Annotated in this window: 12 protein-coding genes; 6 read left to right on the top strand and 6 right to left on the bottom strand. The window is 59.7% G+C overall.

All coding sequences use genetic code 11. The features are described 5' to 3' along the window. Positions 1–233 precede the first annotated feature (233 nt). Positions 234–788 (top strand): hypothetical protein, encoded by a 555-nt coding sequence (locus V8192_RS06480; protein ID WP_341632228.1) that lies wholly within the window; start codon positions 234–236, stop codon positions 786–788. A gap of 590 nt (positions 789–1378) precedes the next feature. Here V8192_RS06480 and V8192_RS06485 read toward each other — a convergent pair. Then, a complete protein-coding gene (locus tag V8192_RS06485) occupies positions 1379–1858 on the bottom strand; it encodes an SRPBCC family protein (RefSeq protein ID WP_341632229.1) in 480 nt (159 codons plus the stop codon). Further along, on the bottom strand, positions 1858–2190 hold the full coding sequence (locus V8192_RS06490; RefSeq protein ID WP_341632230.1) for an ArsR/SmtB family transcription factor: 333 nt from the start codon (positions 2188–2190) through the stop codon (positions 1858–1860). The genes V8192_RS06485 and V8192_RS06490 overlap by 1 nt, the downstream gene beginning before the upstream one ends. A 71-nt stretch (positions 2191–2261) precedes the next feature. On the opposite strand from V8192_RS06490, the gene V8192_RS06495 reads away from it, so the two are divergent. Further along, positions 2262–2978, top strand: a complete 717-nt coding sequence (locus V8192_RS06495) for a dihydrofolate reductase family protein (protein ID WP_341632231.1) — start codon at positions 2262–2264, stop codon at positions 2976–2978. A gap of 235 nt (positions 2979–3213) precedes the next feature. On the opposite strand, the gene V8192_RS06500 is transcribed toward V8192_RS06495, so the two are convergent. Both V8192_RS06500 and V8192_RS06505 read right to left on the bottom strand, forming a co-directional pair. Then, positions 3214–3966 carry a hypothetical protein gene (locus V8192_RS06500; RefSeq protein WP_341632232.1) on the bottom strand — a complete coding sequence of 251 codons (753 nt, stop codon included), beginning with the start codon at positions 3964–3966 and terminating at the stop codon, positions 3214–3216. A gap of 152 nt (positions 3967–4118) precedes the next feature. Then, a complete protein-coding gene (locus V8192_RS06505) occupies positions 4119–5342 on the bottom strand; it encodes an MFS transporter (protein ID WP_341632233.1) in 1224 nt (407 codons plus the stop codon). 262 nt (positions 5343–5604) lie between these two features. Here V8192_RS06505 and V8192_RS06510 point away from each other — a divergent pair, with 262 nt between their 5' ends. From V8192_RS06510 to V8192_RS06520, 3 genes are all read left to right on the top strand, one after another. Continuing rightward, positions 5605–7233: a TIR domain-containing protein gene (locus V8192_RS06510; protein ID WP_341632234.1), complete on the top strand. Its 1629-nt coding sequence runs from the start codon at positions 5605–5607 to the stop codon at positions 7231–7233. Positions 7234–7612: 379 nt separating this feature from the next. Beyond that, positions 7613–8107: a hypothetical protein gene (locus V8192_RS06515; protein WP_341632235.1), complete on the top strand. Its 495-nt coding sequence runs from the start codon at positions 7613–7615 to the stop codon at positions 8105–8107. Positions 8108–8290: 183 nt separating this feature from the next. After that, positions 8291–8863, top strand: coding sequence for a hypothetical protein (locus V8192_RS06520; RefSeq protein WP_341632236.1), 573 nt, complete (start codon positions 8291–8293; stop codon positions 8861–8863). Positions 8864–8909: 46 nt separating this feature from the next. Here V8192_RS06520 and V8192_RS06525 read toward each other — a convergent pair whose 3' ends face one another. Both V8192_RS06525 and V8192_RS06530 read right to left on the bottom strand, forming a co-directional pair. Further along, positions 8910–9440 (bottom strand): lipocalin family protein, encoded by a 531-nt coding sequence (locus tag V8192_RS06525; protein ID WP_341632237.1) that lies wholly within the window; start codon positions 9438–9440, stop codon positions 8910–8912. Positions 9441–9719: 279 nt separating this feature from the next. Further along, a complete protein-coding gene (locus V8192_RS06530; protein ID WP_341632238.1) occupies positions 9720–10790 on the bottom strand; it encodes an outer membrane protein in 1071 nt (356 codons plus the stop codon). Between the two features lie 255 nt (positions 10791–11045). On the opposite strand from V8192_RS06530, the gene V8192_RS06535 reads away from it, so the two are divergent. After that, entirely contained in the window at positions 11046–11768 is a 723-nt protein-coding gene (locus V8192_RS06535; RefSeq protein WP_341632239.1) for a hypothetical protein, read from the top strand. Positions 11769–11902: the final 134 nt, after the last annotated feature.

Raw genomic sequence — 11902 nt, forward strand, 5'->3', positions numbered from 1 at the left:
CTGTTTTCGACCCATTCCTGCCATTGGGCTTGCGGTGGATCGCTTCCACGTGGCTTCTTTCGAAGCGCCGTGTCACACTGGCGGGCGGGGAGTTCCCTGCCATGACCCAGTCAATCCTACTCGTAGCAGTTACCGCACTATTCACTTGGGTCATCATGCGGTGGTCTAGATCGAGGCCCGATCGACCCAAATTGCTCTCTCCTCAGGAGAGGGAAGCTGAGCACGCAAAGGAAGTGGGTACTCGGCTTGACGGCGCCCGGGATCGAGCGAGCGCGGTCGAAGTTGAGCGCAACAGGCTCGCGCTCGCCAAGGCTGTCAAAGCAGCACTCTGGGTGACCGAAACTCGCCTGAACCTCGCCATTCCTGAGTTACTGAAGATGGCACAGCTGTGGATGGGTAAATCGGAGACACGAGGTGCAAAGTGGACTGCGCCAAAGGGGGTGACGGAAATTGACGGATTCGACGACCCCGAGACTCCCTGGGCCTCATGGACCTTCGATAGCCATCACTGGCGCATCGACGCTCAGTGGCGCCCTTCTGCTCTACCTGAGGAGATCGAGGGCGACGTGGGCACGTTCAAAGTGCTGTTAGATCGGCAGCTCGTGCTCGACATGACTATCAGCAGTAGGGACCCCGAGCTTCTGTGGGTTGATGCTTTGACCGTCGGACCGTGGGTCTCAGAGCTACTTGCCTTTGCTGGCGCACGAAGTTCCGATGCAAAGGCGCGGTCGAGCGCCCGATCGGCACGCAAGAACCAAGTCCGAGCGGACAATATTCACTGGTCTTAAACCACCCGCGCCTGTCCGCTTTCGACCCATTGCAGACATTCCGCAGACGTGGAACCATCGTCTTATGTTTCCACTTTTCGCCGCGTTTATGGCTGCAGCCCGACCGGCTCACGCTTCCAAGCCATTCGAGATTGGACGCACGGCCTGGGTCTTTTCAACAATCGCCCACTCGGAATGGTGTCCTGCCGGCAACGTCATGTCGGACCTGCGAACTGGCCGATACACTCTGACTGCACGAGCGCCACGCCCCGTCTGCAACGATATTGGCCTAGAGAGACCGTCAACCAGAGGCAGACTTACAGGGCAGAGCTTAGAGGCAGTCCGTGCGGTGTATCTCCGCGCAATGATACAGGGTTTGGAAAATCCCTATTGCCAGCCCGGCAAGCGGCTGAACAAGTTCGCGATCAGCAACGGAGGCACACCGGTGCTCGTGCTGACCAGCGGTCGAAGCACGCTTTCCGCGCCGGGCGAACTTTCTTGCCGACGCTTTGCACAACGAACTGGACCAAGCGTTTCCTTTGGCCCGACAGCGCCGATCTCTAGCGGCAGCTTTCCACCCAAAGCAGACGTGCGACGCGTCACGCTAGCGCTCACCCGCCCAGCCAGGTGGCGAGCCCAGCGAGTGTCTGAAGTCCATATTCAACTGCGCCGAAGCCGATGACGGCCTGACGTCGAGCACGAGTCGGATGGAGCTGGCGCAAGGTTAGGACGGTTTTCCCGTCGCCTTGTTCATCGAAGGTTACCATCATCCGAAAGCGGTCCGGATCATTGGGATCTGGCGTGCCATAATCCATAACGATCCGTTCTCTTGGTACGATCTCTAGAAAGCGCATAAGGTTGGGGAAGCGCCGCTCCTGGCCCTCGAACATGCCCACCATGTCGAAGCGCCAGAGGCCGCCTTCTCGAATATCGGCCTCGTGGGTTTCAATTCTCAGGCCCGTCGGTCCGTACCATGCGGCGAGCGCATTGGGGTCCATCCAGGCAGCGAATACTTTGGTGCGTGGATGATTGAGCAGCTTGACGAGGACGATCTCGCGATCGGGCGACCAGGTAGCGAACAGATTTTCCATCAGGCCGCTCCAGTGTTGTCCAGATAGGCTTCCAGCCGATCAACCCGTTCGGCCCAGTGCCGACGCTCGGCCTCCATCCAGTCCGCAGCCTCCTCGAAGCGTGGACGAACCAGCCTGCACCAGCGACTGCGACCACGCTTCTCGGTGATGATTAGGCCGCAGTCCTCCAGCACTTTCAGATGCTGAGCAAAGGACGGCAACGCCATATCGAAGGGCATGGCCAGCGTGCTCACCGGCGCCTCGCCCTCTGCGAGTCGCGAGACCACCGCGCGGCGTGTCGGGTCGCTGAGGGCATGGAAGGCCAGATCGAGGGGAGTCGTGTGATGAGGCATGCGTTTGAATAAGAGTCGCAGTGGCGCTGGTCAAGAAAGATAAGGCACTTGCCTTAGTGATGTAAATCGATATGAAGGCATCTACCTTACTATCATGGCTCAGGAGAACCCCCGTGGCTGTTCGTGTCGATTTGATCATTTCCCTCGACGGCTTCGCAACGACGACCGATCAGACGCCGGAGGCGCCAATGGGTGCGGATTGGGGGCGTCTCGTCGAAGCTTACGTGGCGACGAAGACAATGCAGGAGCGGGTGTTCAAGGACACGAGCGGCAAGGGCACGACCGGCGTGGATGACAAATACGCCAAAGCCTATTTCGAGAACGTCGGTGCGGAGATCATGGGGGCGGGCATGTTCGGACTGCACAGTTTCCCCCACGATCCAAATTGGCGGGGCTGGTGGGGCGAAGAGCCGCCGTTCCGGTGTCCCGTTTTCGTTTTGACCCACTCACCTCGGCCGTCGATCGAAATGGCTGGAGGCACCACGTTCCACTTCATCAGTGCCGAACCCGTCGAGGCTCTCAAGGCGGCTGCGGCCGTTGCCGGTGGGAAAGATGTTCGGATTGGCGGCGGCGCAGGTGTCGCGCGCGATTTTCTCAAAGCGGGGCTAGTCGACCGTTTTCACGTCGCGATTACCCCGATCCTTCTCGGTCGTGGCATTCGCCTCTGGGATGATTTGCGCGGGTTGGAGAGGGACTACGCCGTGTGCGCGGAAACGGCGGAAACCGGCGTTGTTCATCTCACCTTTGATCGGTCATCTGAGCGCGCGAGATGGCAGACCATCAGCTAAGCGCCCGTGCCCGCCTTCGCAGAGCCGTTCGGTAAACTCGCGCGAGCGACGTTCTCAGGCTGCGCCCAATGTCAGCTCAAAAGATCAGAGAGGCGACAACCGCGACGGCCGAGATTATCTGAGCAACAAGTGAAGCCTGTTCGAGGGTTATCGCGTTGCTCCCCTTGCACCTTGCTCCCTCGCTAGCACTTGCGGGGTCTACTGTCCGATTTCCACCCAAGGCTGTCATCACGCGTCAGTTCGGGATGGAGCGCATCGCTTGGTCAAGGGTTCGCATCGGCAGGTGATGTGCCTTGCAATAGCGAAATGTCCCGTACCGCTGAGTAAGGGCTCGCGCTTCGCCGATCGGTGGAATCATACGCACCTTTTGCATATGATCGAACAATTGTCCTGAGATCGTGTCGTGGTACTCGGCTAGGCCCCGAATATCCTGCAATTGGTGAATGATCGCATAGCGGGTGGAGGCATCGAGCGGCAAAGGATATCCGAGCTCGTTGACACCGGTTGTCTCGTAATAGTTCGTGCGTCCCATCGCGTTGAGCTCGTCGATCTGGGCGTAATAGGCAGTCAGTTCGTTTCTAAGCGACGGTTCCAATCTCGCCACGAAGCCTTCGTTCGTCGCAGCCTCCCAGCTGCTTTTCGGATATTCCTTGCTTGGGGTCCGAAGGACGAAATGAAAGTCGTCGGCCTCTGTCTGTATCGGTGTCGGAGCTAGGCGAGCACCGCTTTCGAGAACACGCGTCGTCAAGGCATCAATCTGGGCGACTATACAGGGCTCTACCACGCGCCATTCGATGGACGAACGATAGTGGTTCGCGATTTCGGCTCGTATGCCATTGAGCGCCTCCGTTGTCTTTGCGTCCGCGCTTCTCTCTTCGGCCCATTGCTGGAGAACGAGCGCAACCAAAACGCCGACCGTAACAATCGCCAAATCCCAGGCAACGGCGGGCCAACCGTGTGGCGGTCTGAGCGTCGATAGCTTGAACATCCACCCCCCTCGGCGACGACGCATCAGCGTAACGCGTCGGGGCGCAAACAGCTAGTTCAGCGCCCGGGCCTTATGTCTGCTTTCCACCCATTGCGGACATTGAGCGGCCGGCGTCGGCTTTCGACCCGCTGCAGAAGGTGGAGGACTTCAGATTAGCCGAGTTCGATTTGTTCGATGTCGGGGATTCCGAACGCCCACCACAGCCCTCCAAAGGCCGTTATTGTCGCGGTCAGCATGAACGCTCCGGCATAGCCGGCTCGGTCAATAAGGATGCCGCAGACCACCGGGCCAATTATTCCGGCAACATTGCCGATGGAGTTCTGGATGCCGACCCACGTTCCGGACGCTCTGGGGCCCGCAAACATTTGTGCGACGGCATAAAGATTAAGTGACCCGGCAGCGATGCAGATGCCGGCAATCGAGAGCAGAAGAGCGATGGCGAAAAGACTGTGCGCCATGAAAATGCCGACAATGCATGCTCCGAACACAAGTTGCCCCACAATCATCATCCAGCGTCGAATTGCCGCTTCCGATCGGCCGGACTGGGTCCAGCGATCTGACACGCTTCCGAGCGCAATCGCGGCCCCAGCCTGGACCGCATAACCAACGGTCGCCAGCATGGTCATTCCAATGATGGTAAGGCCGCGTTGCTGGACCAGGTAGAGCGGCAGCCACGCGAGCAGGAAATAGAAGCCGAAGTTGCAACAAAAATGGGCAACACCCATCGACCACAGCGACCGCCGCCCGGTAACCTTGCGCACGGCAAAGCTAGCTTCCGTTACATTGCGATCTGTTGGGAGCGCGCTGACTACGCGCTGCCATGGAACCAACCAAATTGCACTGGCGATTCCGAAGACAACAAACATAGTCCGCCAACCAAAAGCGGCAACGATCGATCCGCCGAGCAGCGTGCCGATGGCAGGCCCGAGCGCAAGAGCGGCCGCGACAACCGCATTTGCAAGTCCACGTCGCTCCGGAGGCACGTGACGGCAGATGAGTTTCGAGCTTCCGGGGAAGGCGATGCTCTCTCCAACTCCGAGCATCAGCCTCAATATGAATAGCGAAAGAAACCCGCCAACGAAGCCCATCGACAGGGTGCAGACTGACCAAAGGACGGTGCCGAATACAAAAAGGCGATAGACCGAAAGCCGATCGCACAGCCAACCGAGGATCAACTGAATCGGTGCGTAAATCCAAAAGAAACCTGAAACCGCCAATCCGAACGCCGTCGCTGAAAGCCGGAGGTCAGATTTCATCACGGGAGCCGCTACGCCAAGGGCACCCCGATCGATGTAGTTGAGGATCACGGATGCGCCGAGGAGAAGAACAAGAGCTACGGCGGGATTGAATGCGCGTCGTCGGACTAGCGTAGCCATCGCGAGCACCCCCTTGTCCAAGGTGTAGCACGTCCGGGAAACCATGTCCTTGGCCGTCAGGCTCGTCAAAATCTCTCGCCAACGCCCTTTGAAGAGCAGCGGGGGTCGCCTTCCACGCATCGCAGATATCAAAGGCCAATGCCTGCTTCCGAGCCTTGCCGGATTTTTGCATAGGCTCTTAAGGACTGCGGCCAGTGGATGCTCGGTGCTCGTCCATGGATTACCGGCGCCGGGGCACCTGTGATAAGCTGATCAGACCGCCATGTCGGACGTCTTTATCTCGTACGCCCGCTCAACCGAGAAACAGGCTGAGCGCATTGCGGTGGCGCTTCGGGCGCATGGGCATCAGGTATGGAGAGATACTCAACTTCGGGCTCATCAGGTTTTCAGAAGGACTATAGAAGAGGAGCTCTCTGCGGCGCGAGCGGTCCTCGTCCTGTGGTCGGCGGAGGCCGCCCAGTCAGACTGGGTATGCTCTGAAGCCAGTCGTGCCCGCGGTCTTGGCAAGCTCGTCCAGCTGACGCTCGATGGCTCGGCGGTGCCGATGCCTTTCGATGAAATCCAGTGTGCGGACCTGCGAGGATGGCGCGGAGAAACTGACGCGCAAGGATGGACGCAAATCCTTGACGCGATCGCGGCCGTATTAGGGAACGCTCCGGCCACACAAGCCACTCAAATGAAAACGCGGGCCGGCAGGCCCTCGATCGCCATCATGCCTTTCGCGAACATCGCGGGCGACCCCCAACAGGAATATTTCGTTGACGGCATGCTTGAGGAGATCGCGACCGCACTCTCCAGGATCCGTACAATCTTTGTGATTGCGGGTGGGTCGAGCCTGTCGCTTAAAGGGAAGGATTTGGACCCGCAGGAAGTCGGTCGAAGGCTGGGCGTCGCCTACTTGCTTGAGGGCAGCGTCCGAAGGGACGCAGGTCGGGTTCGCATTGCGGTCAAACTGATCGACGCGGCCGACGGCGCGCAATTGTGGGCCGAGCGGTTCGAGGACTCGCTCGAAGACGTTTTCGCTCTCCAGGACAGAGTGGCGCTCACGGTTGCCGGCCGGATCGAGCCCAGCGTGCAAGAGGCTGAAATCCGAAAGATGCCGCGGCGGCCGACGGAAAACATGAGCAGTTACGACCTATACCTTCGTGCATGGCCGCTGCATCGTGCTTACACAAAGCCAGCCACTCTGGATGCGCTTGAACTCATCGAGCGCGCTGTGGCACTCGACCCGAATTACGGTCCTGCACTGGCTCTGGGAGCCGTGTGCCACAATATCAGCCAACTCTTCGAGTGGTCGGAGCAGCCGGAGGAGGATCGCCGCAGGGGTATTGAGATGGCCCATCAAGCGCTGGCCGTCGCGAGTGACGACGCCGACGTCCTCGCGAATGCCGCATCAGTCGTCGCCGGTTTGGAACGCGACGTCGACGCTGCGATTACCCTCTGTGACAAGGCAATCGCCTTAAATCCCGGATCACCTATCGTTTGGTTCATGAGCGGGATCATTCATCTCCGCATTGGTCACAACGAACTGGCGATCGAGCATCTTGAGCGGGCAATGCACCTCGATCCAATTGGTCCGGACGTGCCGAACCAGGTCGGCTTGCTGTCATGGGCGCGCTTCCAGCAAGGACGTTTCGCAGACGCTGTCGCGCTCGGGAAGGAGTTCGTCAGGCAAAAACCGCATCCGCGCGGTTACGCCTTCCTGGCCGCAAGCTATGGTCAGCTCGGGCTGCGTGCGGAGGCTCAGGATGCTCTGAAGCGTTACGCGGATCTTGCAACCCGATCGATCGAAAGCTTCGCCGATTATATGATCGTCAATGCCTCGGGCCGCCGCCTCTTTTTGGACGGTATCGCCCTAGCGCGGACCAACTCACCTCCCGGCAACTCATAACAAACTTGTACCCTACGCTCAGGATTGACCCGAGCGCGTTAATGTCCGCTGTCGACGCGAGCGATTAGGGACCAACTCTCGCGGCGCGTGACGCTGCCAAGCTTGTTTGTCTGCCGCGTTCGACCTTTTCCTGCTTTGGGCAGCTGGGTTCACCATTACATGGTGCGGCGGTGTCCTGCCATTAAGCGCCGTTGGATTTTGGTTGTTTGCGGTTTCGGCGCTGATAGTGACCGCTTATTGCGTTCACAAATGGCTGGGGTCGAGGGGAAACGCCGCGGATCTAATGGCAGCTTTCCACCCATTGCAGACATTTCCGGAAGCGTTAGCAAGTTAGCTTTGCGGGAACCCCGGCAGGCGCCACCGAAACGGGGAGGACGAAATGCTTTTGCAGGAAGTCAGTACGCTGGTGCAGATCGGCGCGAATCTCGCGGTGGTGGCGTCAGTACTATTCCTAGCCGTGCAAGCCCGCCTTGGCATCCAGATGTTAAAGGATGCAGCTCAGCGCAATCATATGGACAAAGCGCAAAGCGTAAGCCGGATGATCGCGGAAGATCCGCAGTTGGCGGAGCTCTGGGCGCGTGGCAGCAAGGTTGGCATCGACAAATTGAATGACGCGGAGCGCGTGCAATTCGTAAACTTCATCACTTACGTCCTGCGTATCTGGGAGGAATTATTCCTCCAGCATAAGCGGGGTCTGATCGAGGACGAGATGTGGCAGGCCAATGCGCGCATCGTCCGCGACACCAAGCCCATGCCGGGCGCTCGCGACGCCTGGGCGGTACGGCGACACTTGTTCACAGAAGCATTCCAGCACTTCTTCGAAAGCCTGGACAATAATGAAGCCCGGCCGCTGTATGAAGTTGAGCGGTCGTAATGTGCGCCTTGGATGCCAGCTTTCCGCCCATTCAGGGCATTGGCAGCTAAGGTCCGCTTTCACCCAAGGCGGCCATCCACGCTTCGCGCTTCGGGGACTATTGCGAGCGTTGCTCGCATAGTCGGCCGTCCGTCGTGAACAACCAAGAGGTGTGATACGCTCGTTCTTCGAAAAGGGGGCGGTGTGAGCAACTTCGAATTCGTCTTCTCGCTGCTCGCAATCCTCCTCGGGCTTGCACTCGCCGAGATACTCGGTGGACTGGCGCGCGCCGTCAAACGTCGCCCTGTGCTGAGGGTGGGATGGGCAACCGGTCTACTTGCTACATGGGCGATCTTCGAGATCGTTCTCTTCTGGCGCGTTGCTTGGCGGGCGCGCGATTATTTGCCTGACACGTCGCCCGCCCTCCTCGTCGGCTTTGCCATAACGGCGCTTTATTACTTCGCCGGAGCCCTTCTGTTTCCGGATGACCTCGAGAGACGCCAAACCCTCGACGACTACTTCATGCAAGAGAAGTCGAAGGTGATAGGAGCGCTCTTCGCTGCTGCGGTCATCGCGTACGGCGCAAGGCCCGCAGTGATGGGCGCTGCTTCGTGGAGTTACATGACCTGGTTCGACTTCACCGCGCTCGGTTCGATGTGCATCGCTGCGGTTGCGGCGATCCTCACGAAACGCCGCCGCGCGGCGATTGCGTGCCTTGGCGTGCTGGTCTTGTTCGACGCTCTCGACCCGATCCAATCGATCTTCTGGCCGAACTAAAGGGGCAGCTTTCCACCCATTGCAGGCATTAGTCCTTTGGGCGCTCTCAGGGCTGTCTGGTGCGGAGAAGCATGGATGTATCGTAGCCAAGCTTCCTTGCGTGATCGATTAGCCTGAGGACTTCTGCCTCTGCTGGTGTCGCTTGGCGGTCCAGAATCCACAGATAACGCCCCGTCGGCTCCCCGACGATTGACCAGCTGTAGTCGTCGGCGTGATCCAGTACCCAATAATCGCCGTAGAAGGGGCCGAAAAAGCTGACTTTCAGTTTGGCGTTGGTGTCCCCATCAACCACTTTTGCACGGCCGTGCGCCTCGCTGAAATTACCGTCGGGCTTCCGGCACCGGTTGAGCACATCGATGCTATCATCTGTCCGGCGCGAATAATCTGCGGTGACGGCTTCGCACCCTCTCTGGAAGCTCTGTTCGTAACGGGCAATTTCGTACCAACGTCCAAGATACTTCTGCAGATCGACACTCTTACGGGGCTGCGGAACGGCCCGGTTTCCGACAGGGTGGCGAGAAATGAGGGTCGAGCGCGCTGCCAAGCCAATGGCCAGCGCGAAGCCACCCAGGACCAACAGTTTTGACGTCCGTCTCACCGCTAACCTAACGTTGCCCGAAATTCGTCGTTCCGCCGAGGCGTTCACAAGATCGGGATGCCTGTTTCCCGACCATTGCCGATAATGTGAGCCAAACCTGTCGCTACTCAAACGTCTGCTCGGCGCATTCCTGTCATCTGACCGGTTGCGGCGCTCAACCCAATGCAAACGTTTCTTTCGCAGTCGCCCAAGATGCCGCTCAAACGAAGAAGGCCGGAGCGGATGCCCCGGCCTTCATTCTTTCGCCCTTGAGAACGGTTATCCTCGTTCACCGCGCTGCGCCGGCGGTGGCGGCGGAGGCGGTGGTGGCGGCGGTGCGGGGCAGGTGCTCGTGGCCGGGATCACGCTGCCATCCGGGCAGGTTTGCGTTGCTGGAGCCGGCGGCGGCGGCGGCGGAGGAGGAGGCGGCGGCGGCGGCGCAGCCGGAGCCCCGAAGTTATACTCCAAGCTCAGCATCAGGCTGTGGGAAGCAAAATGATCATCGAATGCGCCCACAACGGCGGCCGTGCGGGTGAACGCCACGTTGGTCGAGCCGGATGCGGTACCGCCCACTGGGGCAACGTTGGGCACGGCGACCGTGCGCGTTGACCCTACGAACGTCGTTCCCGCAGGCGCGAAATCGTGACGTCCCGTCCGGAAGTACCGGTACTTCAGGCCGATATCGATGTTCGAGCTCACCGGAACGCGTGCTTCGGCAAGCAATTGCCAGGCAAAGCCGCTGTGGCTTCCGCCCAACTCCTTGACGTGGGCATAGCCAACACCCCCGCCAACAGAGAAGTTGATACTATCCGCATTACCCAGATCAAGCAGACCATTGAGCATCCCGGAATAGACACTCACGTGATTCCTGAGGTCGAATGCGCTCGCCGTGTTGAGCGGGAAGGTGAACGTGGTGCCCGTGGTACCGGCAGGGTTGAGTGCTGCCCCAACCGCGGCGCCGAACGCAGTATCCTGCGTGAAGTGTTTCAGCTTGGAGCGCTTGTACCCGAGCTCCCCTTCGAGCCGGAACATGCCGAAGTCATAGCCGGCAACGGCGTCGATGTCGTAGCCTTCCTTCCACTTGATCCGTGCACCGCCGCTGACAGCTGCCGGCGGCGTCGCGAGCGCGGCCGGGAGCGCCCCGACCAGGCCAGTGCCTGGCGCAGGCGCCGTGGTCCCGGCTGCCGGCGACTGTGCGCTCTGTGTAAAGGTTGAACTGAAAACCCCGCTTTGATGTTGCGGGATCAGAATACCAAGGTCGATCCCGATATAGCCGGAGTTGTCGCGGGCGGTCGCCGGAGTGGCGGCGACGGCGAACGCAGCCGTCGTTGCGAGCAAGAGTTTGCGCATCGTTAACCCCCTTTTTGCTGACATTGCTGTCAGCGGCGGGAACGTGCGCGCCGGGCGAATGTTGCGGAAAGCCGCCCCAGATCGGTAGAATTCCTGTTAATTGTGTCGCCGACGACACAACGTATTTTAATAATGCTGTATGCTAGTGGCGGGGCTTTGGTGCCCCTCGCTCGGCGCCGACGGTAATGGAGGTCTTCCACCCATTGCTGAGGTGACAGCTTCTGATAGTCTTTCGGTTGGTGTGGGGGGCCGACCATGCGCGTCCATTTGCCCAAGCCGTTGCACGGCTGGCGTCAGTTTGCTGGCGAGGTGGGCATTATCGTTTTGGGCGTGCTCATTGCGTTGGCCGCGGAGCAACTCGTGGCCAGCCTTCATGAGCGTAGCGAGGCGCGTCAGGCTGAGCGGGCGATACGAGGCGAGCTCGAGGTTAACATGGCCCGACTTCGTTCCCGCCACTCGGTTCGTACCTGCGTTCAACGCAGGATCGACGAGCTTCAGGCGCTCATCGATTCAGCAGGCAAGAGCGGCGGCTCAATTGCAACGCCCAAATGGGTTGGACGTCCGCAGTTCTGGACGATGCAGCTGTCGCGCTGGGAGGCAACATCGCAAGCCGGCCGCGCCGCGCTCATTCCAGCCGACGACCTCAACCTCTACGGCAGCATGTATTCCTTCATGGAGCGCATAAACGCCGAAGGGGCTGTGGAGCAGGATGCATGGGCGAAGCTGCGCGGCCTTGAGCATCTCCAGCGCCTGACCCCCGAGACGGCGTTTGAGGTTCAAAGCACCTTGCAGCAGGCCCGATATATCAACTGGCGCATGGAGGTTTGGTTTGCCCAGTTACAGGCAATTTTTGACCGACTACACCTGAATGTCGTGCGGAACGACGTTCCGGCGTCGCGCTCGGCCTGTGTTCCGATGTCGACCCCGCGAAGCCAGGCTATCAGCGAAAGCAACTCCTTCGTGCAGAACGAGCCTTGAACGCCGCCAGGTCGCGGCCTCAAATCAGCTTTCCGTCCAGAACTTCCGCTACGCGAACGTCTTCTTTGGACCCGAAGGTGCCATTAGGCGTAAGCGCTGCCTCTTCAGGAGGCCGAACGAACCAGCTAACGCCG

Origin of the sequence: Sphingomonas agri, from assembly GCF_038148795.1 — a bacterium.
Taxonomy (GTDB): Bacteria; Pseudomonadota; Alphaproteobacteria; order Sphingomonadales; family Sphingomonadaceae; genus Sphingomicrobium; species Sphingomicrobium agri.

Coding starts and splice junctions, on each gene's coding strand:
- V8192_RS06530 (WP_341632238.1), bottom strand. CDS start 10,790: ATGCGCAAACTCTTGCTCGCAACGACGGCTGCGTTCGCCGTCGCCGCC.
- V8192_RS06495 (WP_341632231.1), top strand. CDS start 2,262: ATGAAGGCATCTACCTTACTATCATGGCTCAGGAGAACCCCCGTGGCT.
- V8192_RS06535 (WP_341632239.1), top strand. CDS start 11,046: ATGCGCGTCCATTTGCCCAAGCCGTTGCACGGCTGGCGTCAGTTTGCT.
- V8192_RS06515 (WP_341632235.1), top strand. CDS start 7,613: ATGCTTTTGCAGGAAGTCAGTACGCTGGTGCAGATCGGCGCGAATCTC.
- V8192_RS06490 (WP_341632230.1), bottom strand. CDS start 2,190: ATGCCTCATCACACGACTCCCCTCGATCTGGCCTTCCATGCCCTCAGC.
- V8192_RS06505 (WP_341632233.1), bottom strand. CDS start 5,342: ATGGCTACGCTAGTCCGACGACGCGCATTCAATCCCGCCGTAGCTCTT.
- V8192_RS06485 (WP_341632229.1), bottom strand. CDS start 1,858: ATGGAAAATCTGTTCGCTACCTGGTCGCCCGATCGCGAGATCGTCCTC.
- V8192_RS06510 (WP_341632234.1), top strand. CDS start 5,605: ATGTCGGACGTCTTTATCTCGTACGCCCGCTCAACCGAGAAACAGGCT.
- V8192_RS06500 (WP_341632232.1), bottom strand. CDS start 3,966: ATGTTCAAGCTATCGACGCTCAGACCGCCACACGGTTGGCCCGCCGTT.